We start from the raw sequence: 21073 nt of genomic DNA on the forward strand, positions 1-21073 counted from the left end.
TCCACCCGCGCCGGCCCTGCCCCGCGACGGCCCCGGGACACCCCTCGAAGGCCCGCCGGAGGCCGCCGCCGCAGCGCCCGCTACAGTACCAAGCGATGCGCCGACGCAACAGCGGCTTTGACTTATACTGGGATTTTTCGCCGGGAAACAAGCCGCCATGCGCTTCGAAGGTTCCTCGCAATACGTCGCCACCGACGATCTGAAGCTCGCCGTCAACGCCGCGCTGACGCTGCAGCGCCCGCTGCTGGTGAAGGGCGAGCCCGGCACCGGCAAGACCATGCTGGCCGAGGAAGTGGCCGCCGCGCTCGGCATGCCGCTGCTGCAGTGGCACATCAAGTCGACCACCAAGGCACAGCAGGGTCTCTACGAATACGACGCGGTTTCGCGGCTGCGCGATTCCCAGCTCGGCGACGAGCGCGTCAAGGAGATCGCCAACTACATCGTGCGCGGCGTGCTGTGGCAGGCCTTCGAGGCCGACGAGCCCTGCGTGCTGCTGATCGACGAGATCGACAAGGCCGACATCGAATTCCCCAACGACCTGCTGCGCGAGCTCGACCGCATGGAATTCCATGTGTATGAAACGCGCCAGTTGGTGAAGGCGAGGCACCGGCCACTGGTGATCATCACCTCGAACAACGAGAAGGAGCTGCCGGACGCCTTCCTGCGCCGCTGCTTCTTCCACTACATCCAGTTCCCCGATCCCTCGACGATGCAGCGCATCATCGAGGTCCACTACCCCGGCATCAAGCAGGCGCTGGTGCGCACCGCGCTCGAGAGCTTCTTCGAGCTGCGCGGCGTGTCGGGGCTCAAGAAGAAACCTTCGACCTCCGAACTGCTCGACTGGCTCAAGCTGCTGCTGGCCGAAGACATCCCGCCCGAGGCGCTGCGCTCGACCGACCACAAGCTGGTGGTGCCGCCGCTGGCCGGCGCGCTGCTCAAGAACGAGCAGGATCTGAGCCTGTTCGAGCGACTGGTGCAGATGAACCGGCACAATCGCTGAACCCGCCAACCCGGCCCCTAGCCCTTCATGTCCCGCGCGCCCCGCTCCATCTTCCTCCGCCTGGCCGGTTCTCCCGGCCGGGCGCCAGCGCGCGCGGCCGAACCCGGAGCGCGCCGATGCTGATCGACTTCTTCTATTCCCTGCGCGCGGCCAAGCTGCCGGTCTCGGTCAAGGAATACCTGATGCTGCTCGACGCGCTGCGCCAGGAGGTGATCCCGCCGTCGATCGACGCCTTCTACTACCTCGCGCGCATGACCCTGGTGAAGGACGAGCAGTATTTCGACCGCTTCGACCAAGCCTTCGGCCGCTACTTCCACGGCGTCGCGGCCCTGCCGGCCGAGGCCTTCGAGATCCCGGCCGACTGGCTCGAGAAGAAGCTGCAGCGCGAACTGACGGCCGAGGAAAAGGCGCAGATCGAGGCGCTCGGCGGCCTGGACAAGCTGATGGAGCGACTGCGCGAGCTGTTCGACGAACAGAAGGCGCGCCACGAAGGCGGCAACAAGTGGATCGGCACCGGCGGCACCTCGCCGTTCGGCCATGGCGGCTACAACCCTGAAGGAATCCGCATCGGCGGGCCGTCCAACGGCAACCGCACCGCGCTGAAGGTCTGGGAGGCGCGCGCCTATCGCGACTACGACGATTCGGTCGAGCTCGGCACCCGCAACATCAAGGTCGCGCTGCGCCGGCTGCGCCGCTTCGCGCGCGAGGGGGCGGCCGACCAGCTCGACCTGCCCGGCACCATCCGCAGCACGGCCGCCAATGCCGGCTGGCTCGACCTGCGCATGGTGCCCGAGCGGCACAACAGGGTGAAGGTGCTGATGCTGCTCGACGTGGGCGGCTCGATGGACGACCACATCGCGCGCACCGAGGAGCTGTTCTCGGCGGCCAAGGCCGAGTTCAAGCACCTGGAGTTCTACTACTTCCACAACTGCGTCTACGACTACCTGTGGAAGAACAACCGGCGTCGCCACGCCGAGCGCACGCCCACCTGGGACGTGATCCACAAGTTCAGCGCCGACTACAAGCTGATCTTCGTGGGCGACGCCACCATGAGCCCCTATGAAGTCGCCCAGCCCGGCGGCTCGGTCGAATACAACAATCCCGAGGCCGGCTCCGTGTGGCTGCGCCGGCTCGCCGACCAGTTCCCCAACCACGCCTGGCTCAACCCCGAGCCCGAGCGACTATGGGAATACCGGCAGTCGATCGCGATCATTCGCGACCTGCTGGGCGCGCGCATGTACCCGCTCACGCTGGCCGGCCTGGAAGCCGCGATGCGGCAACTGAGCAAGTAGCGCCCCCGCCGGCTTCGCCGCCGCCCCGTTCCGCCCCAACCCGCTGTATCCTCCCCGCGCCGCCGGATCGCCCGTCGCGTTCCGCGCGGCGCGTGAACCGTCTTCCCTCCCCGCTCGGAGCCTTCGCAACATGAATCCGTCCCCAGCGCCCGGCTCGCCGCCGGCCGCCTCCGCCCCGCGCTTCTTCGCGGATACCTCGCTGTCGGCGCTGGTCGCCGGCTTCGTCGCGATGATGACCGGCTATACCAGCTCGCTGGTGCTGATGTTCCAGGCCGGCCGCGCCGCCCACCTGAGCGACGCGCAGATCTCGTCCTGGATCTGGGCGCTGTCGATCGGCATGGGCGTGACCACGGTGGGCCTGTCGCTGCGCTATCGCGCGCCGGTGGTGGTGGCCTGGTCGACGCCGGGCGCCGCGCTGCTGGTGGCCTCGCTGCCCGGTGTGCCCTACCCGTACGCGATCGGCGCCTTCGTGGTGTGCGCGCTGCTGCTCACCGCGGTCGGCCTGAGCGGCCTGTTCGACGCGCTGATGCGGCGGATCCCGGCCGGCATCGCCTCGGCCCTGCTGGCCGGCATCCTGTTCGAGATCGGCATCGAGATCTTCCGCGCCGCGCAGTTCCAGACCGCGCTGGTGATCGTCATGTTCCTCACCTACCTGGTGGTCAAGCGGCTCGCGCCACGCTACGCGATCGTCACCACCCTGGCGGCCGGCACGGCCGTGTCCGGCGCGCTGGGCCTGCTCGACTTCAGTCGCTTCCAGATCGCCCTGGCGCATCCGGTGCTCACCGTGCCTGCCTTCTCGCTGTCGGCGATCGTCAGCATCGGGATCCCACTGTTCGTGGTCGCGATGGCCTCGCAGAACGTGCCCGGCATCGCCGTGCTGCGCGCCGACGGCTACGCGACGCCCTCCTCGCCGCTGATCGCCACCACCGGCATCGCCTCGCTGGCGCTGGCGCCGTTCGGCTCGCACGGCATCAACCTGGCCGCCATCACGGCCGCCATCTGCACCGGCCCCGAGGCGCACGAGGATCGCGCGCGGCGTTATCCGGCCGCGGTCTGGTGCGGCCTGTTCTACCTGGTGGCGGGCGTGTTCGGCGCCACCATCGCGGCGCTGTTCGATGCGCTGCCCAAGGCGCTGGTGGTCTCGGTGGCGGCGCTGGCGCTGTTCGGCTCGATCATGAGCGGCCTGGCCAACGCGATGCAGGACCTGCGCCAGCGCGAGGCGGCCCTGGTCACCTTCATGGTGACCGCCTCGGGGCTGACCCTGCTGTCGATCGGCTCGGCCTTCTGGGGCCTGGTGGCCGGCGTGATCACGCAACTGATCCTGAACGCGCGGCGCGCGCCCGGCGCCTGAGGCCACCCGAAGCGCGCGCGGCCGGCCGAACGGCGCCGCGGCGCGCCTCGCGCCCGTTGCCGCCCCGATTCCACCCGCCTCGTCGCGGACGCGCCGGCCAATCGGGCCTAGAATAGAGCTTTCCGGTCGCCGTTCCCCGCCCCGCTCGCGGGCGGGTCGGCCGGCCCGCTTCGCCGCCGCGCCGCAGTCGCGCGGCCTTCCGTCGAACCCGGCGCCTTGCGCCCACCATCGATTCGCTCATGACTACCGCACTCGACCAGCTGAAGCAGTACACCACCGTCGTCGCCGATACCGGTGATTTCCAGCAGCTCGCGCAGTATCAGCCCCAGGATGCGACCACCAATCCCTCGCTGATCCTGAAGGCGGTCCAGAAGGATGCCTACAAGCCGCTGCTCGAGAAGACCGTGCGCGACCACGCCGGCGAATCGACCGACGTCATCATCGATCGCCTGCTGATCGCCTTCGGCACCGAAATCCTCAAGATCATCCCGGGCCGCGTCTCGACCGAGGTCGACGCGCGCCTGTCGTTCGACGCCCAGGCCTCGATCGACAAGGGCCGCGAACTGATCCGCCTCTACGAAGCCGCCGGCATCGGCCGCGAGCGCGTGCTGATCAAGCTCGCCTCGACCTGGGAAGGAATCCGCGCCGCCGAGGTCCTGCAGAAGGAAGGCATCAAGTGCAACATGACCCTGCTGTTCTCGCTGGCGCAGGCGGCCGCCTGCGCCGAGGCCGGCGCGCAACTGATCTCGCCCTTCGTCGGGCGCATCTATGACTGGTACAAGAAGCAGGCCGGCGCCAACTGGGACGAGGTCAAGAACGGCGGCGCGAACGATCCGGGCGTGCAGTCGGTGCGCCGCATCTACGCCTACTACAAGAAGTTCGGCTACAAGACCGAGGTGATGGGCGCGAGCTTCCGCACCGTCGCGCAGATCACCGAGCTGGCCGGCTGCGACCTGCTGACGATCAGCCCCGAGCTGCTGCAGAAGCTGCACGAGAGCAATGACAAGCTCGAGCGCAAGCTGTCGCCGGACAGCGCGCAGGATGCGCCGGCCGAGCGCGTTGCAATCGACGAATCCGCCTTCCGCTTCCAGCTCAACGACGACGCGATGGCTACCGAGAAGCTCGCCGAGGGCATCCGCGCCTTCGCGGCCGACGCGATCAAGCTCGAAGGCCTGATCGAAGCGCTGCGCTAAGCCTCCCCCGGCGCGGGCCGCGCCCGCGCCGGCCGGCAACACCCCCGACGGCCGCCTCGCGCGGCCGTTGTCATGTGCGCGCCGCCCGGCACGCACTACACTTCTCGTCACGGGGCGCCGCGCCCCGCCTTCATCGTGCTCGTCAGCAGGCCGAACCAGGTCGGACGAGCCCACCAGGAGACGACGATGCAAGTCCAAGCCTATCTGTTCTTCGGCGGACGCTGCGACGAGGCGATCGCGTTCTATCGCGACGCGATCGGCGCCGAGGTCCAGATGCTGATGCGCCACAAGGATGCGCCTCCCAATCCCGGCCAGCCGCTCGATCCGGCGCTGGCCGACAAGGTGATGCACGCCAGCCTGCGGATCGGCGAATCGCAACTGATGTGCTCGGACGGCGATTGCCGGCCCGGCGCGCCGCAGCAGACTCACGACGGTTATTCCCTGTCGCTGAACCCGGCCACGCTCGACGAGGGCCGGCGCATCTTCGAGGCGCTCGCCGGCGGCGGCTCGGTGGCGATGCCCTTCGGCCCGACCTTCTGGGCGCTCGGTTTCGGCATGCTGCGCGATCGCTTCGGCGTGCACTGGATGGTCAACGTCGAGGATCCGGCCGCGCGCCCCTGATCAGCAGCCCTGATCGATCGAGCCGCGTTCCCGAAAAGCACGAGGCCGGCCCCGCCGCGTCAGGCGGGAGCCGGCCTCGATCCTTCATGCGCGGCGGGCAGGCCCGCCGCCGCGTCACCCCGCCCTCAACCTTCGGCCACGTCGAGATAGTCCTCGGGCCGCGTGCGATCCTCGGCGCGCGCCATGCCGACCACGCGCACCGCCACGCTGACCACCACCGCCACCACCAGGTTCACCGCCAGCGACCAGATCGCCGCGTAGCCGGGAATCGCCATGCCGAACAGATGTATCGTGAAGATCGAGCCCGCCAGCTTCAGCGAGATCGCCATCCAGGTACCGCAGACGATGCCGGCGGCCCAGCCAACCAGCAGGCCGCGATGATCGAGCACGCGCGTGTAGAGCCCGAGCACGATCGCCGGCAGGGTCTGGATGATCCAGATCCCGCCCAGCAACTGGAGCTGGATCGCGTAGGTCAGCGGCAGCCCGAGGATGAAGGCCACCGCGCCCACCTTCACGATCAGCGAGACCAGCTTGGCGACGTTGGTCTCCTGGTGATGCGTCATGTTGCGGTTGATGAACTCGCGATGGATGTTGCGCGTATAGAGGTTGGCCGCCGCGATCGACATGATCGCGGCCGGCACCAGTGCGCCGATGCCGATCGCCGCGAAGGCCACGCCAACGAACCACGAGGGGAAGAAGTGCAGGAACAGCGCCGGCACCGCGAAGTTGGCGCCATAGGCCTTGAAGTACGGCGCGAACTCCGGCATGTCCTTCACGCCCGAGGCCAGCGCCATGTAGCCGAGCAGCGCGAGCAGGCCCAGCACGAAGGAATAGGCCGGCAGCATCGCCATGTTGCGGCGGATGGTGTTGCCCGACTTCGAGGACAGGATCGCGGTGACCGAGTGCGGATAGAGGAACAGCGCCAGCGCCGAGCCCACCGCCAGCGTCGCGTAGGCGCTGTAGCCGTTCAGGCTGTCCACGTCGGGCGCCTTGAGCAGCAGCTTGGGCGGCGGCACGCTGCCGAAGATATGGCCGAAGCCGCCCAGTTGCGAGGGGATCACGATGATGGCCGCGGCGATCGTCACGTAGATCAGGATGTCCTTGACGATCGCGATCATGGCCGGCGCGCGCAGCCCCGAGGTGTAGGTGTAGGCGGCCAGGATCGCGAAGGCGATGATCAGCGGCAGGTCGCCCATCAGCCCGCGCGTGTCGAAGCCGAGCCCGCCGATCACCACCTCGATGCCCACCAGCTGCAGCGCGATGTAGGGCATGGTGGCGACGATGCCGGTCACCGCCACGGCCAGCGCCAGCATGCGGCTGCCGTAGCGCGCGCCGACGAAGTCGGCCGCCGTCACGTAGCCGTGCCGCTTGGCGATGCTCCAGAGCTTGGGGAACACCACGAAGGCGAACGGGTAGATCAGGATCGTGTAGGGCAGCGCGAAGAAGCCCATCGCGCCGGCGCCGAACACCAGGGCCGGCACCGCCACGAAGGTGTAGGCGGTGTAGAGGTCGCCGCCGAGCAGGAACCAGGTGACGATGGTGCCGAAGCGCCGCCCGCCCAGGCCCCATTCGTCGAGATGGGCGAGATCGCCGCGGCGCCAGTGCGCGGCGAGGAAGCCGAGGATCGTCACGCCGACGAAGAACAGCACGAACACGAAGGTGGCGGTCAGGTTCATTGCGCGTCCTCCTTGGCGGGATTGGCGCGCCAGCAATGCTTGGTCTTGCTGTAGACGAAGCCGGTGATCGCCGCGCTGCCGAACACCCAGGCAAGCTGATACCAGTAGAAGAACGGGAATCCGAGCCATTGCGGCTCGACCTTGCTGTACGACGGCACCCAGACCATCGCGATGACTGGCAGCACCAGCAGCCAGAGCCAGCGTTTGGCGGCCTGGTTGGCGTTGGCTTCGTGAGCCATGGCGTCTCCTCTTGTGTCTCTTATGCCCGGTTATTTAGATGTCTTGAACGGGTACGACGATGCGAGGAAACGCGGGCGGATCCACTGCCGCGAGCCCAGGCTTACAGAGTATAAGAGTCCGAAATGTCGTCAGATACGCGGGCGAACCCGGAGCGCGGCGGGAGACGGGAGGCGGATGCGACGCCGCCGGCGGGGAGGCCGGCGGCGCGGGGCGCGGGCGGGAGCCCGGCCGGGAAACCGTCAGATCGTGAAGTCCGGCGAGGCGTCGCCGAGCTCGGCTTTCGATGCTTTCAAGGCTTTCACCCACTGGCGCGCGGGCAGCTTCAGCGTGTGCTCGAGATGCGCCGCGCGCGCCTCGAGCTGCGCGTAGGACACCGACAGGGCCGGGCCCGAGAAGGCCAGCGCGACGCGATTGCCCTCGTGCACTTCCGGCAGCGCGATCACGCGCGAATCGAAGGCCGCATTGAGGTGCTTCATGTTGCGCACGAAGCTCGGGTGATCGCCGAACAGGTTGATGGTGGCCACGCCGGCTTCGGCCAGGCAGCCGCGCACCGCGCGATAGAAGGCCATGCTGTCGAGCACCGGGCCGCGCGCGGTGGCGTCGTACAGGTCGATCTGCAGGGCGCCGGTGGTGCCTCGGTTGGCCGCGTCGTTGACGAAGTCCCAGGCGTCGGCCTCGTGCACCGTCAGGCGCTCGTCGTCGGGCGGCAGCGCGAACATCGAATGCGCGGCGATGATCACCGCCGGATTCAGCTCGACCGCCTCGACGCGCGCCGGCGCCAGGTAGGCATGCGCGAACTTGGTCAGCGCGCCGGTGCCCAGGCCCAGCTGGACGATCCGCTCGGGCGTGTCGAGGAACAGCAGCCAGGCCATCATCTGCTGCGCGTATTCGAGCTCGATCGCCAACGGCCTGGACAGCCGCATCGCGCCCTGCACCCACTCGGTGCCGAAATGCAGGTAGCGCACGCCGCGCTCCTCGGAGAACGTGACCGGCGCGAAGCGCGGCTTGCGCGGCGCCTCGATCAGCGGTGCGTCGCTCAGGTCGTCGCGGTTCGCGCGCGATTTGGTCCGCACCTCGGGGCGCTGGGCGAGGGTTTCGTCGTCGCGCGCGTTGTCGCGGCGAAACGCGCGCGCCTCGGCGGACGCACGCTTGATCAGTCGGGTCATCTGGATGGATCGCGCAGGCCGCGCGACTCGGTGAAAACGGGAGGATCGAGAGCATAGCACCGGCGCGGCGCGGGCGGCCAGACGCAGCCACCGAATCCGCCGTGCGTCGATGCGCGGCTTCGTGTCAGGCCAGGAAGGCGGCCAGCACACGCCATTGCAGCAGCTTGTCCGCATAAGGCAGCGCCGCGTAGGCGGGGCTGCTCGACGGCAGCCCGAGCAGCGTGTAGGCGGCGCCGTGCTCGCCCAGCGCGCGCGTGCCGAGCCTGGCCGCCGTGCCGCCGTTGAAGGCGATCGCCGCGAGCCGCGGCAGGCTTTGCACCAGGGTGACGAGATCGTTGCTGGCGTGGTCGCGGATCCGGCTGTCGAGGCTGCCGATGCGGGTGGCCTCGGCCACCACGTCCCACAGGCCGATGCCGTGCCGCTGCAGGGTTTGCAGCCGCTGCGCGTAGTCGAGGGCGACCAGCTCGGTGCCGAGCACCTCGCCGAGCAGGCGCCAGAAGCGGTTCTGGGGATGCGCGTAATAGCGGCTCTGCGCCAGCGAGACCTCGCCGGGCAGGCTGCCGAGGATCAGCACGCGCGTGTGTTCGTCCACCACCGGAGGGAAGCTGCGCTTGAGCGCCTGCGGCCCCTCGCTCATGCGGCCGAATCCGACTCGCGCGCGAGCTCGAGCGCGCCGGCCCCGCCCACGCGCCGCCACAAGGCCGGCAACATGCACTCGCTGACCATCAGCGGCGCGCCGTGCCGCTCGAACACCGAGCGGCGCGCGGCGAACGCATGCGGCAGCGGCTCGCCCGCGGGCAGGGCTCGCGCCGCCAGCAGGTGCAGCGGATGGCCGGCGATCACGCGCCGGCTCACCAGGGCCGAGCGGGACACCCGCGCATCGCTGTAGAGCAGCTCGGCGAGCGGCCGCGTGCGCAGCCGGCGGATCGCCTGCCACACGCCGCGGCTCGCACCGAGCGGCGTGAGGCTGTGCGCGGCGACGCAAGGTTCGCCGTCGACGCTGAGCACCACCTCGCGCACCCAGCAGGCCTGGCGCGGCACGACCGCCAGCGCGGCCGGCTCGTCGGCCCAGGGCACCGCCACGGCCTCGCGCGTGACGCGCACGCTGACCGCGCCGAGCGTGGCCAGGTGCGCCGTCAGCGAACCGCCGCGCGTGAGCCAATCGCGGGGCGCGGCACCCAGGCCGGGACGCGGCACCACGCGCCAGTGCGCGTCGGCCGCGTCGAAGCGCGGCCGTGTCACGCGGCGCGCGACAGCAGCAGCGCGTTGGTGCGCTTGACGAAGGCGGCCGGATCTTCCAGCGCGCCGCCCTCGGCCAGCAGCGCCTGGTCGAGCAGCAGGTGGCACCAGTCGGCGAAATCGGCGCCTTCGGGCTGCAGCTGCTTGATCAGCGGATGCTCGGGGTTGATCTCGAGGATCGGCTGCATCGCCGGCGCCTGCTGGCCGGCCGCCTTCAGCATGCGCTGCAGGTAGCCGCTCATGTCGTTGTCGTCGGCCACCAGGCAGGAGGGCGAATCGGTCAGGCGGAAGGTCACGCGCACTTCCTTGACCTTGTCGCCGAGCGTTTCCTTGATCTTCTCGACCACCGGCTTCATCGCCTCGCCGGTTTCCTCCTGCGCCTTCTTCTCCTCGTCGTCGAGCGCGCCGAGATCGAGGTCGCCGCGCGCCACGCTGGCCAGCGGCTTGCCGTCGAACTCGTTCAGGTAGGACAGCATCCACTCGTCGACGCGATCGGTCAGCAGCAGCACCTCGACGCCCTTCTTGCGGAACACCTCGAGATGCGGGCTGTGGGTGGCGGCCTGCCAGGTGTCGGCCGTGACGTAGTAGATCTTGCTCTGCTCGGGCTTCATGCGCGAGACGTAGTCGGCCAGCGAGACGTTCTGCTCGGCCGTCTCGCCCTGCGTCGAGGCGAAGCGCAGCAGCTTGGCGACGCGCTCGCGGTTGGCGTTGTCCTCGCCGATGCCTTCCTTCAGGACCTGGCCGAACTCGGTCCAGAAGGTCTTGTACTTGTCCTTGCCGGCATCGTCCTCGGCGTTCGCGAGTTCCTCCAGCATCGACAGCGTGCGCTTGGTCACGCCGTCGCGGATGGTGCGCACGTCACGGCTTTCCTGCAGGATCTCGCGCGAGACGTTGAGCGGCAGGTCGGCCGAGTCGACGACGCCCTTCACGAAGCGCAGGTACTGCGGCAGCAGTTGCTCGGCGTCGTCCATGATGAACACGCGCTTCACGTACAGCTTCAGGCCGCCGCGGTAGTCGCGGTTCCACATGTCGAAGGGCGCGTGCGCCGGCACGTAGAGCAGTTGCGTGTACTCGCTGCGGCCCTCGACGCGGTTGTGGGTCCAGGCCAGCGGGTCCTGGTGGTCGTGCGCGACGTGCTGGTAGAACTGCTTGTACTGCTCTTCGGTGATGTCCTGCTTGGAACGGGTCCAGAGCGCGCTGGCCTGGTTGACGGTCTCGTCCTCGTCCTTCTCGACCATCTCGCCCTTTTCCTGGTCCCACTCTTCCGCCTTCATCAGGATCGGCAGGCCAACGTGGTCCGAGTACTTGCGGATGATGGACTTGAGCTTGTAGGAGGACAGCAGCTCGTCCTCGCCCTCGCGCAGGTGCAGGGTGATGGTGGTGCCGCGCTGGGCGCGCTCGATCGCGTCGACCGTGAAGTCGCCCTCGCCCGCGCTTTCCCAGCGCACGCCTTCCGAGGCCGGCGCGCCGGCGCGGCGCGTCTCGACCGTGATGCGGTCGGCGACGATGAAGCCCGAGTAGAAACCCACGCCGAACTGGCCGATCAGCGCCGCATCGCGCTGCTGGTCGCCCGACAGCTTGGAGAAGAATTCCTTGGTGCCCGAGCGCGCGATGGTGCCCAGGTTGGCGATCGCCTCGTCGCGGCTCATGCCGATGCCGTTGTCGTCGATCGTGACGGTGCGCGCGGCCTTGTCGTAGCCGATGCGGATCCGCAGGTTCGGATCGTTCTCGTAGAGGGCGCCGTTTTCCAGTGCCTCGAAACGGAGCTTGTCGGATGCGTCGGACGCGTTCGACACCAGTTCGCGAAGGAAGATTTCCTTGTTGCTGTACAGCGAATGGATCATCAGATGGAGGAGCTGCTTGACCTCCGCCTGGAAGCTCATCGTTTCATGTGCCATTGCGTTTTCCTGTAGCCAAAGGGGATGAATGAGGGAGGAGATCCGCCGGGCCCGGCGGCACTCGCCGCGAAGGCGGGGCCGGATCCGCGCCGGATCGTGTCTTCGGGCACCGAAATGGGGCCGGCTGGGGCGATTTCAAGACCCCGAGGCGATTGATGTTATTGATCGCGCGCCGCGCTGGATCGATCGAACCGGAAGTGGCTCGCCCGCCATGGGGCGAGCTCCGCCGCCGAAGGCCCGGCCTTCCAGCCGGCTGATCCGGCTAGGCCGCGTCCAGCGTACCCTGGCCGGCCTCGGCCGGGCGCCGCGGCACCGAATCGAGGTAGCGCGCGAGGAACGGCGCGAGCGCCGGATCGCCGCAATTGGCGACGTTGAAGCGGGTCCAGGTGGACGGCGACTGCTGCGGCGAGAACAGGCTGCCCGGCGTCAGCAGGAAACCCTCCTCGTGCGCGGCGGCGGCCAGCGCGTCGGAATCGGCGCCGGTGTCGGCCCACAGGAACATGCCTGCCGAGGGCATCGTGAACAGGCGCATGCCGACCCGCTCCAGCATCCGGGCCGTCTTGTCGCGCACCCCGTCGAGCCGGCCGCGCAGCCGCTCCACATGGCGCCGGTAATGGCCCTCGGTGAGCACCTTGTAGAGCACCCGCTCGTTGAGCTCGGGGGTGGTCATGCCGGCCAGCATCTTCTGGTCGGTCAGCGCATTGGCGATCTCGTGCGAGCAGGCGATGTAGCCCACCCGCAGGTTCGCCGCCAGCGTCTTGGAGAAGCTGCTGACCAGGATCACCCGCTTGAGCTGGTCGAGGCTGGCCAGGCGCGTGGCCGGATAGCGGGCCGGACACAGATCGCCGTAGACGTCGTCCTCCACCACCAGGAAGTCGTAGGCCTCGGCCAGGCGCAGGATCCGGAACGCCTGCGCGGCCGACAGCGAGGTGCCGGTGGGATTCTGCAGCACCGAATTGATCACCAGCATCTTCGGCCGCCACTGCTGGACCAGGGTCTCGAGCGCGTCGAGATCGGGGCCGGCGGGCGTGTAGGGCATCCCGACCAGGCGCGCGCCCTGCGAGGCGAAACGGCCGAACATCTGGAACCAGGCCGGGTCGCCCACCACCACGGCATCGCCGGGCCGCACGAACAGTCGCGCGATCAGGTCGATCGCATGCGTGATGCCCGAGACCATCACCAGTTGCTCGGGCGTCGCGCCGATCTCCTGCTCGGCCAGGCGCGTCTGCAGTTGCTGGCGCAGCGGCAGGAAACCCTGGGCGCGGCCCAGGCCGAGCATCTGCGCGCCGGCCTGGCGGCCCAGCGAGCGCAGCGCGCTGGTGATCAGCTCGCCGTCGAGCCAGCGCGCCGGCAGGTAGCCGAGCCCCGGCCCCTTTTCCGGGCTGACCGTGCGCAGCATGTTGCGCAGCAGCCAGACCACGTCGATGGTGTTGTCGACCGCGGCCGGCGGCGCGTCCTGCCGCGGCCGGGGCGTCTCGCCGGGCAGCGCCACCGGGCCGCGCTCGCGCACGTAGAAGCCGGAGCCCCGCCGCGAATCGAGGTAACCCTGGGCCACCAGCCGCTCATAGGCCTCCACCACGGTGAAGCGCGACACGTTCTTGTCGATCGCCAGCTTGCGGATCGAGGGCATCCGCATGCCGGGCCGGAACACCCGCTCGTCGATGCGACGGCGCGCCCATTGCACCAACTGGTCGACCAGGGTCAGCGTGGCGGTGTCGTGCGGCGCGGGGATCTGGTCGAGCGGAACGGTGGACATCGGCGGCCTCCGGCGGGCGGGAACTGTACAGAAAAGTATTGCGCCGATTGTACCGTTACTGTTCCGGTCGACGCGATTACAGTTTTCAGGTCGCCAGCGCAGAGTGGACGAGCCATCGCCCGGATTCGGAGAGGATTCGACCCGGATCCGGCAAATACCCGGCATCGTTCGCCCCGCATGGTTGCGCGCCCGGGCGCCCGCTACCATCGAAGCCCGTGCGCCCCGCCGCCGCGGCCGCCGGATCCACCCTCCCGGCACCGCCGGCCTTGCCCGAACCCGCCCGCACCGGCTCGATCGAGCCCGGCCGCACGCCCCGCGCCTGCGGTCCGCGGGCATTGCCGCACGTCATCCGTGCGTCCCGCCCCGGCAAGCCGTCCGCGCGCACGCAGCAAGGAATCCGACCATTCGAACCGCCATGAACGCACGACCGCTGAAACTCGACCATCTGGTGATCGCCGCCCGCACCCTCGACGAGGGCACGGCCTACGTCGCCGACACGCTCGGCACCGAGCCCGCCGGCGGCGGCGCGCATCCGCTGATGCGCACCCACAACCGGCTGTTCGGCCTGTGGGGCGGCGCCTACCTGGAGGTGATCGCGATCGATCCCGACGCGCCGGTGCCGTCCGGCGCGCCGCGCCCGCGCCTGTTCGCGCTCGACGAGCCGGCCATGCAGCAGCGCCTCGCCCAGGGCCCGGCGCTGGTGCACTGGGTGGCGCGCGTGGAGCCGCCGCGCCACCTGGATATCTGGCGCCGCCAGTATCCGCAGCGGATCGCCCCGGTCGCGCGGATGAGCCGCGGCGACTGGCGCTGGAGCCTGACGGTACCCGCCGATGGCACCTTCCCCGACGCCTCGGGCCAGGCGGCCGACGGCATCGCGCCCTCGCTGATCCAGTGGGACACGCCGCGCCATCCGTCCGACACGCTGCCGCATCACGACGTCGCGCTGAGTTCGCTGAGCGCCACCCATCCCGAGGCCGAGGCGATCGTCGCGCACCTCGACTGGCTCGGCGCCGGCCAGCTGGTGGCCGTGTCGGCCGCCCCGGAGCGCGCGCTGGTGGCCAGCTTCGACACCCCCAAGGGGGCGCGCACGCTGCGCTGAAGGCGCGCCGCCCGCGCCATTCGCCCGTTCCCCTCATCCTTCCGGAGCCTCGATCAAGATGTTCGATTCGCGCGAAACCCGCGGCATGCTGCTAGGCCTGCTCGGCGTGACGATCTTCAGCCTGACGCTGCCCATGACGCGTGTCGTCGTCACCGAATTCCACCCGCTGCTCAACGGCCTCGGCCGCGCGCTGGCCGCCGCCGTGCCGGCCGCCCTGCTGCTGTGGTGGCGTCGCGAGGCCTGGCCGACGCGCGCGCAACTGAAGAGCCTGGCGGTGGTCTCGGCCGGTGTGATCGTCGCCTACCCGGTGTTCTCGGCCTGGTCGATGCAGACCGTGCCGGCCGCGCACGGGGCCGTGGTCAACGGCCTGCAGCCGCTGCTGGTGGCGCTCTACGCGGCCTGGCTGTCGCGCGAGCGGCCCTCGCGCGGCTTCTGGCTCAGCGCGCTGGCCGGCAGCGCCCTGGTGATCGTGTTCGCGCTGCGCGACGGCGGCGGCCGCCCGCAGATGGGCGACCTGCTGATGCTGGTCGCGGTCGGCGTGGGCGCGCTCGGTTACGCCGAGGGCGCGCGCCTGGCCAGGCAGATGGGCGGCTGGCAGGTGATCTGCTGGGCGCTGGTGGTGTCCGCGCCGTTTCTCGCCGCGCCGGTCGGCTGGCTGGCCTGGCAGCACCACCTCACGCACGCCGAGCCGGTGCCGACGGCGGTCTGGCTGGCCTTCGCCTACGTGACACTGTTCTCGCAGTTGATCGGCTTCTTCGCCTGGTACGCGGGCCTGGCGATGGGCGGCATCGCCCGCGTCGGCCAGGTCCAGCTGCTGCAGATCTTCTTCACCATCGGGCTCTCCGCGCTGCTGTTCGGCGAGTCCGTGACGCCGTCCACCTGGCTGTTCGCCGCGGCCGTGATCGGCACCGTGATCCTGGGCCGCCGCTCCGGCGTGCGGACCCTGCCCCAAGCCGCTCGCGCCGGCTGAGCGCGCAAGCGATAATCCATACCTTCCCCACCCGATGAGGACATCATGAGTGAGCTGCCCCAACCGAACTGGCCCCTCTCCGAACGCGCCCGCAAGCTGACCAGCTCCGCGATCCGCGAGATCCTGAAGGTCACCGAGCAGCCCGATGTCATTTCGTTCGCGGGTGGCCTGCCGGCGCCCTCCACCTTCCCGGCCGAGCGCATGCGCGAGGCCGCCGACCGCGTGCTGCGCGACGCGCCGGCCGCCGCGCTGCAGTACAGCGCCACCGAGGGTTTCCTGCCGCTGCGCGAGTGGATCGCCGAGCGTCATCGCGTGCGCACCGGCCAGGTGCTGATCACCACCGGCTCGCAGCAGGCGCTGGACCTGCTCGGCAAGGTGCTGATCGACCCGGCCAGCCGCGTGCTGGTGGAAACGCCCACCTACCTCGGCGCGCTGCAGTCCTTCTCGCTGCACGAACCGAACTACGTGCAGGTGCCCAGCGACGAGTCCGGCCTGGTGCCCGAGGCGCTCACCCCCGAACTGACCGCCGGCGCGCGCCTGCTCTACGCCCAGCCGAACTTCCAGAACCCGACCGGGCGCCGCCTGCCGGTGGAGCGCCGCCGCGCGCTGGCCGCCTTCGCGCAGTCGAGCCCGTTCCCGGTGATCGAGGACGATCCCTACGGCGCGCTCAACTACCGCGGCGAACCGCTGCCGACCATGCTGTCGATGGCGCCCGACCATATCGTCCATCTCGGCAGCTTCTCCAAGGTGCTCGCGCCGGGGCTGCGGATCGGCTACCTGATCGCGCCCGAATCGCTGCATTTCAAGCTGGTGCAGGCCAAGCAGGCCACCGACCTGCACACCCCCTCGCTGACCCAGCGGATCGCCCACGAGGTGATCCGCGACGGCTTCCTCGACGAGCACGTTCCCGGCATTCGCGCGCTGTATGCCTCACAATGCGACGCGATGCTCGACGCGCTGGCGCGGCACATGCCGGCCGGCGTGAGCTGGAATCGCCCCGAAGGCGGCATGTTCGTCTGGGTGCAGTTGCCCGCGAGCATCGACAGCATGGCCCTGCTCGAGGCCGCGATCGCCCAGAACGTGGCCTTCGTGCCGGGTGCGCCGTTCTTCGCCAACGACGCGCAGGCCAACACCCTGCGCCTGTCGTTCGTGACGGTGCCGCCCGAGCAGATCGAGCAGGGCGTCGCGCGGCTCGGCAAGCTGTTGCGCGAACGCCTGTGAGGCCCGCGCCGGTTTCCGGCCCCTGATCACCCCTCCAACCCAAACCAAGGACATACGACAGATGGCAAACGTCTACGACAAGCTGAAGGCACTCGGCATCGAACTCCCGAGCGCGGGCGCGCCGGCCGCCGCCTACGTGATGAGCGCGCAAAGTGGCAATACGGTCTACCTGTCGGGCCATATCGCCAAGAAGGACGGCAAGGTGTGGGCCGGCAAGCTCGGCCTGGACCTGTCCACCGAGGACGGTCGCGCCGCCGCGCGCGGCGTGGCGATCGACCTGCTGGCGACGCTGCACGCCCACACCGGCGACCTGAACCGCGTCAAGCGCATCGTCAAGCTGATGAGCCTGGTCAACTCGACGCTCGAGTTCACCGAGCAGCATGTGGTCACCAACGGCGCCTCGGAGCTGATCGCCGAGGTGTTCGGCGACGCCGGCAAGCATGCGCGCTCGGCCTTCGGCGTGGCGCAGATCCCGCTGGGCGCCTGCGTCGAGATCGAACTGATCGCCGAAGTCGAATGACGGCGCGGCGGGTTCGCTTCAAGCAGGTCGACGTCTTCACGGCGGTGCCGTTCCGCGGCAATCCGCTGGCCGTGGTGTTCGATGCGGATCCGTTGTCCGACGCGCAGATGCAGGCGATCGCGCGCTGGACGAACCTCTCGGAAACGAGCTTCGTCTGCACGCCGACCGATCCGCGCGCCGATTACCGCGTGCGGATCTTCACCACCCACCGGGAACTGCCCTTCGCCGGCCACCCGACGCTCGGCACCGCCCACGCGGTGCGCGAGGCGGGCCTGGCGCCGCGCACGCCGGGCCGCCTGGTCCAGCAATGCGGCGCCGGGCTGGTCGAGCTGCGCGAGCCGGCCGAAGGCGGCCCCCGCGCCTTCGCGGCGCCGCCGGCGCGCGTGGCGCCCCTGGGCGCCGCCTCGCACGCGGCGCTGGCCGCCGCGCTGCGCTCCGGGGCGATCGTGTTCGAGGCCACGCCCTGCGCCGCCGACAACGGCACGCCCTGGCTGGTGGTGCGCCTGGCCACCGCGGCCGACTGTCTGGCGCTGGCGCCGGATCCGGACGCGCTGCGCACACTCGCCGATGCGGTCGGCGCGCTCGGCGTGGCGGCCTATGCGCCGCATCCGGCGGGCGGCCCGGCCGACTTCGAGGTGCGCTGCCTGATTACCGCCGAAGCCTCGGGTATCGTCGAGGATCCCGTCACCGGCAGCGCCAATGCCGCGATCGCCGGGCTGCTCGCGCACCAGGGCCTGCATTCCGGCCCCACCTACACGGCCCGCCAGGGCACCGGGCTGGGCCGCGACGGCCGGGTGTCGGTCGAATACGACGCCACCGGGAAAATCTGGATTGGCGGCGACGCCATCACTGTGATCGACGGCAGCTTCCTGCTGCCGTGAACCATGCCGGGCGGCCTTCCCGCGCCGCCCGCCCAGGCTTTCCATCGGCTTTCCGGGCGTTTTCGCCGCGTTTTCGGCGTTCGAGCCGCCGTCAGGTCGCCACCAAGCGTCGCACGCCGCGTCTCGGTTTTTGCCCTCGCTATCTAATTCCTTTTCCAACCAGTAATATCGGGACCTATCGGCCGTTTTTGCTGCATGCCGAGTGATTCGTGGTCCTAGCGGTTGGGCGCCGGCCGCGGCGCCAGACCACGGTCATCGATACTGCCCGCGCCGGGGCCGGCGGCGGGTTCAACCGGGAGATCGGCCGTCCGTCACGCCTGCGTGGCGGGGCCGAGCCGTCGAAGGAGTCGGATACCAAACACAAGCCGCGAAGGGCGGGAGCGACACCACCACGCATGGCCCGGGCACACGGCCCGCGCCACGGCGCAAGCGGCCAGGGCCGCACGCTCCCGTCGCCGGCAGGCGCGCTGTCCGCGGCGCGCCGCTGCCGGAGCCCGAGCCATCGCGCCGCGGGCCGTCGTCGCCCTCGTTGCCCTCGTGATCCGAACACGCATCCATGTCGATCATCCCCCCTGCCCTCCAATGAATTCGCTTCGCAACCTCGCCGCGCAAGCGCGCCTGCCTCATGCGCGCAAGACGCGCCGTCGCGCGCTGTTCGCGATCCCGCTGCTCGGCGTGCTCGCGCTGGCGCTGCTGTGGGCGGTGATCGTGATGCGGCTGTCGGTCGAGAAGGAAAGCGCCTACCGCGAAGCCGCGGCTTCCGCCGCGATCCTCTCCACCGCGCTCGAGCAGCACACCATCAAGGCGATCCACCAGGTCGACCAGATCACGCGCTTCGTCAAGTTCGAGTTCGAGAAGTCTCCCGATCATTTCAATCTCGCCAGCACCGTCGAGAAGGGCGTGGTGCCGAGCGACACGCTGATCCAGGTCTCGCTGGTCAACGCGCAGGGGCAGTTGCTCGCCAATACCGCCGAAACCCATCCCAAGCCGCTCGACCTGTCCGACCGCGAGCACTTCCAGGTCCACGCCAGCCACAACGACGACGAGCTCTACATCAGCCGCCCGGTGCTCGGCCGCGTCTCGGGCCAGTGGACGCTGCAGATGACGCGGCGCCTGAACGGCCCGGACGGCAAGTTCGCCGGCGTGGTGGTGGTCTCGGAAGACCCGAGCTACTTCACCAGCGACTTCTACAACAATGCCGCGATCGGCAAGGAAGGCGTGATCGCGGTGGTGTCCGACACCGGCGCGGTGCTGGCGCGGCGCACCGGCTCGGCCGGCAACGCGGCCGGCACCTTCTCGGCCACCGGCGTGTACCCGATCGCCGAGCGCGTCTCGGGCACCTACGCGGACCCGATCGACGGCACCCTGCGGATCGTCTCGTACCGGCATCTCGACGGTTATCCGCTGGGCGTGCTGGTGGGGCTGTCGCAGGCCGAGGAACTGGCCGACTACAACCACACGCGCAACGTCTACCTGCTGATGACGAGCTTCATCACGCTCGCCATGCTGGCCTTCTTCGGCGTGGCCACCGGGCTGATCGGCAAGCTGCTGGGCCGCGAGCGCGAGATGACCCAGCTCGCCGAATACGACCTGCTGACCGGGCTGGCGAACCGCTACACCACGCTGCGCGGGCTGCGCAACGACGTGGCCCAGCCGTCCAGCCTGAAGCGTCTCGCGATCCTGTTCATCGACCTCGATAATTTCAAGACCGTCAACGATACGCTGGGCCACAACGCCGGCGACATCGTGCTGCAGATGACGGCCGCGCGCCTGTCCGACGCGGTCGAGGCCGAGGGCACGCTGGCGCGCATCGGCGGCGACGAGTTCGTGGTGGTGGTCAAGGGCGACGATGCCGAGCGCCGCGCGGTGCGCCTGGCCGAATCGGTGATACGCATGTTCGGCAAGCCCTTCGACGTGCGCGGCAGCACCTTCGTGCTGCATGCGAGCATCGGCATCGCCCTGCACTCGGTGGCCAACGAAAGCGAGATCGACCTGCTCAAGAAGGCCGACCTGGCAATGTACAGCGCCAAGGATGCCGGCAAGAACTGCTACCAGTTCTACGCGCCGCATCTCTCGCATCGCGCCGACCACCTGATGCGCTGGGAACAGCAGTTGCGCATCGCGCTCTCGGAAGGGCAACTGTTCCTCGCCTTCCAGCCCAAGATCGACCTGGCGCAGCGCTGCATCACCGGCTTCGAGGCGCTGGTGCGCTGGGAGCATCCCGAGCACGGCCTGATCGCCGCCAACGAATTCATCACCATCGCCGAATCGACCGGCCTGATCGTGCCGATCGGCGACTACGTGATCCGCACCGCCTGCCGCCAGCTCGCGCGCTGGCGCGAGGAGGGCCACGACACGCTGACGCTGGCCGTCAACATCTCGCCGGTGCAGTTCTGGCGCGGTGACCTGATCGAGACCATCTCGCAGGCAATCGACGAGAGCGGCATCCAGGCCAACCGCCTGGAGATCGAGATCACCGAAACCGCGATGATGGAATACCCCGAGCTGGTCTCGGACAAGATCATGGCGCTCAAGAAGCTCGGCATCCGCATCGCGCTCGACGATTTCGGCACCGGCTATTCCTCGCTGTCCTACCTGCACCGCTTCGCGGTCGACACGCTGAAGGTCGACCGCTCCTTCGTGCAGGCGATCCCGGCCGACCGCAGCGTCTGCGTGATGGTCTCCTCGATCGTCCACCTGGCGCGCGCGCTGGGCCTGACGGTGGTGGTCGAGGGCACCGAGACCGAGGAGCAGGTGGCCTGGCTGTCGGCGCTCGGGCAGATCCAGGCGCAGGGTTTCCTGTTCTCGCGGCCGGTGCCGGTCGACGGGATCCCGGCCCTGCTGGCGCGCTTCGGCGTGTGCGGCACGCGCGAGACGGCACCGCGCGCGATCGCCAACTTCGAGAACGAACCGGGCAACCCCGGGAGCGACTGATCACGAGCCGGCGCGC

18 protein-coding genes are annotated in these 21073 nt (G+C 69.5%); 11 read left to right on the forward strand and 7 right to left on the reverse strand.

Annotated features, from left to right (window positions below):
- Positions 1 to 157 precede the first annotated feature (157 nt).
- The 5 genes from BM43_RS19490 (at position 158) to BM43_RS19510 (ending at position 5457) form a co-directional block, all read left to right on the forward strand.
- Entirely contained in the window at positions 158 to 1000 is an 843-nt protein-coding gene (locus tag BM43_RS19490; protein WP_013698955.1) for an AAA family ATPase, read from the forward strand.
- A 116-nt stretch (positions 1001 to 1116) separates the two neighbouring features.
- Positions 1117 to 2292, forward strand: coding sequence for a vWA domain-containing protein (locus BM43_RS19495; protein WP_036049678.1), 1176 nt, complete (start codon positions 1117 to 1119; stop codon positions 2290 to 2292).
- A 130-nt stretch (positions 2293 to 2422) separates the two neighbouring features.
- Positions 2423 to 3643, forward strand: a complete 1221-nt coding sequence (locus BM43_RS19500) for a benzoate/H(+) symporter BenE family transporter (RefSeq protein WP_036049677.1) — start codon at positions 2423 to 2425, stop codon at positions 3641 to 3643.
- Positions 3644 to 3882: 239 nt separating this feature from the next.
- Complete coding sequence (gene tal / locus BM43_RS19505; RefSeq protein WP_036049675.1) at positions 3883 to 4836, forward strand: transaldolase; 954 nt, start codon at positions 3883 to 3885, stop codon at positions 4834 to 4836.
- A 186-nt stretch (positions 4837 to 5022) separates the two neighbouring features.
- Positions 5023 to 5457 carry a VOC family protein gene (locus BM43_RS19510; RefSeq protein WP_036049673.1) on the forward strand — a complete coding sequence of 145 codons (435 nt, stop codon included), beginning with the start codon at positions 5023 to 5025 and terminating at the stop codon, positions 5455 to 5457.
- A 125-nt stretch (positions 5458 to 5582) separates the two neighbouring features.
- Here the strand turns inward: BM43_RS19510 and mctP are convergent, their stop codons facing one another.
- The 7 genes from mctP to BM43_RS19545 form a co-directional block, all read right to left on the reverse strand.
- Complete coding sequence (mctP, locus tag BM43_RS19515) at positions 5583 to 7133, reverse strand: monocarboxylate uptake permease MctP (protein ID WP_036049671.1); 1551 nt, start codon at positions 7131 to 7133, stop codon at positions 5583 to 5585.
- Positions 7130 to 7372, reverse strand: a complete 243-nt coding sequence (locus BM43_RS19520; RefSeq protein ID WP_025096540.1) for a DUF3311 domain-containing protein — start codon at positions 7370 to 7372, stop codon at positions 7130 to 7132. Before BM43_RS19520 ends, mctP begins: the two co-directional genes overlap by 4 nt.
- A 240-nt stretch (positions 7373 to 7612) precedes the next feature.
- Positions 7613 to 8539 carry a class I SAM-dependent methyltransferase gene (locus BM43_RS19525; protein ID WP_025096541.1) on the reverse strand — a complete coding sequence of 309 codons (927 nt, stop codon included), beginning with the start codon at positions 8537 to 8539 and terminating at the stop codon, positions 7613 to 7615.
- Between the two features lie 124 nt (positions 8540 to 8663).
- On the reverse strand, positions 8664 to 9176 hold the full coding sequence (locus BM43_RS19530) for a DNA-deoxyinosine glycosylase (protein ID WP_036049670.1): 513 nt from the start codon (positions 9174 to 9176) through the stop codon (positions 8664 to 8666).
- Positions 9173 to 9781, reverse strand: a complete 609-nt coding sequence (locus tag BM43_RS19535; protein WP_036049667.1) for a chorismate--pyruvate lyase family protein — start codon at positions 9779 to 9781, stop codon at positions 9173 to 9175. The genes BM43_RS19530 and BM43_RS19535 overlap by 4 nt, the downstream gene beginning before the upstream one ends.
- Positions 9778 to 11676: a molecular chaperone HtpG gene (htpG, locus tag BM43_RS19540; RefSeq protein ID WP_036049665.1), complete on the reverse strand. Its 1899-nt coding sequence runs from the start codon at positions 11674 to 11676 to the stop codon at positions 9778 to 9780. The genes BM43_RS19535 and htpG overlap by 4 nt, the downstream gene beginning before the upstream one ends.
- A gap of 262 nt (positions 11677 to 11938) precedes the next feature.
- Entirely contained in the window at positions 11939 to 13432 is a 1494-nt protein-coding gene (locus BM43_RS19545; RefSeq protein ID WP_036049663.1) for an aminotransferase-like domain-containing protein, read from the reverse strand.
- Positions 13433 to 13847: 415 nt separating this feature from the next.
- Between BM43_RS19545 and BM43_RS19550 the strand changes: the two genes are divergently transcribed.
- The 6 genes from BM43_RS19550 to BM43_RS19575 all read left to right on the forward strand — a co-directional run bounded on the left by BM43_RS19550 (position 13848) and on the right by BM43_RS19575 (position 21057).
- On the forward strand, positions 13848 to 14531 hold the full coding sequence (locus BM43_RS19550; protein ID WP_036049661.1) for a VOC family protein: 684 nt from the start codon (positions 13848 to 13850) through the stop codon (positions 14529 to 14531).
- A 58-nt stretch (positions 14532 to 14589) separates the two neighbouring features.
- Entirely contained in the window at positions 14590 to 15501 is a 912-nt protein-coding gene (locus BM43_RS19555; protein WP_036049660.1) for a DMT family transporter, read from the forward strand.
- A 45-nt stretch (positions 15502 to 15546) separates the two neighbouring features.
- Positions 15547 to 16722: an aminotransferase-like domain-containing protein gene (locus BM43_RS19560; protein WP_036036011.1), complete on the forward strand. Its 1176-nt coding sequence runs from the start codon at positions 15547 to 15549 to the stop codon at positions 16720 to 16722.
- Between the two features lie 61 nt (positions 16723 to 16783).
- The gene (locus BM43_RS19565; protein WP_036049658.1) at positions 16784 to 17242 is read left to right on the forward strand and encodes a RidA family protein; all 459 of its coding nucleotides are present in this window, start codon (positions 16784 to 16786) and stop codon (positions 17240 to 17242) included.
- A complete protein-coding gene (locus BM43_RS19570; RefSeq protein ID WP_045577485.1) occupies positions 17239 to 18123 on the forward strand; it encodes a PhzF family phenazine biosynthesis protein in 885 nt (294 codons plus the stop codon). Before BM43_RS19565 ends, BM43_RS19570 begins: the two co-directional genes overlap by 4 nt.
- Positions 18124 to 18705: 582 nt before the next feature.
- Positions 18706 to 21057 (forward strand): bifunctional diguanylate cyclase/phosphodiesterase, encoded by a 2352-nt coding sequence (locus BM43_RS19575; RefSeq protein WP_036049657.1) that lies wholly within the window; start codon positions 18706 to 18708, stop codon positions 21055 to 21057.
- Positions 21058 to 21073: the final 16 nt, after the last annotated feature.

This window comes from Burkholderia gladioli (assembly GCF_000959725.1).
Classification (GTDB): domain Bacteria; phylum Pseudomonadota; class Gammaproteobacteria; order Burkholderiales; family Burkholderiaceae; genus Burkholderia; species Burkholderia gladioli.

Coding starts and splice junctions, on each gene's coding strand:
- BM43_RS19490 (WP_013698955.1), top strand. CDS start 158: ATGCGCTTCGAAGGTTCCTCGCAATACGTCGCCACCGACGATCTGAAG.
- BM43_RS19495 (WP_036049678.1), top strand. CDS start 1,117: ATGCTGATCGACTTCTTCTATTCCCTGCGCGCGGCCAAGCTGCCGGTC.
- BM43_RS19500 (WP_036049677.1), top strand. CDS start 2,423: ATGAATCCGTCCCCAGCGCCCGGCTCGCCGCCGGCCGCCTCCGCCCCG.
- tal (WP_036049675.1), top strand. CDS start 3,883: ATGACTACCGCACTCGACCAGCTGAAGCAGTACACCACCGTCGTCGCC.
- BM43_RS19510 (WP_036049673.1), top strand. CDS start 5,023: ATGCAAGTCCAAGCCTATCTGTTCTTCGGCGGACGCTGCGACGAGGCG.
- mctP (WP_036049671.1), bottom strand. CDS start 7,133: ATGAACCTGACCGCCACCTTCGTGTTCGTGCTGTTCTTCGTCGGCGTG.
- BM43_RS19520 (WP_025096540.1), bottom strand. CDS start 7,372: ATGGCTCACGAAGCCAACGCCAACCAGGCCGCCAAACGCTGGCTCTGG.
- BM43_RS19525 (WP_025096541.1), bottom strand. CDS start 8,539: ATGACCCGACTGATCAAGCGTGCGTCCGCCGAGGCGCGCGCGTTTCGC.
- BM43_RS19530 (WP_036049670.1), bottom strand. CDS start 9,176: ATGAGCGAGGGGCCGCAGGCGCTCAAGCGCAGCTTCCCTCCGGTGGTG.
- htpG (WP_036049665.1), bottom strand. CDS start 11,676: ATGGCACATGAAACGATGAGCTTCCAGGCGGAGGTCAAGCAGCTCCTC.
- BM43_RS19545 (WP_036049663.1), bottom strand. CDS start 13,432: ATGTCCACCGTTCCGCTCGACCAGATCCCCGCGCCGCACGACACCGCC.
- BM43_RS19550 (WP_036049661.1), top strand. CDS start 13,848: ATGAACGCACGACCGCTGAAACTCGACCATCTGGTGATCGCCGCCCGC.
- BM43_RS19555 (WP_036049660.1), top strand. CDS start 14,590: ATGTTCGATTCGCGCGAAACCCGCGGCATGCTGCTAGGCCTGCTCGGC.
- BM43_RS19560 (WP_036036011.1), top strand. CDS start 15,547: ATGAGTGAGCTGCCCCAACCGAACTGGCCCCTCTCCGAACGCGCCCGC.
- BM43_RS19565 (WP_036049658.1), top strand. CDS start 16,784: ATGGCAAACGTCTACGACAAGCTGAAGGCACTCGGCATCGAACTCCCG.
- BM43_RS19570 (WP_045577485.1), top strand. CDS start 17,239: ATGACGGCGCGGCGGGTTCGCTTCAAGCAGGTCGACGTCTTCACGGCG.
- BM43_RS19575 (WP_036049657.1), top strand. CDS start 18,706: ATGAATTCGCTTCGCAACCTCGCCGCGCAAGCGCGCCTGCCTCATGCG.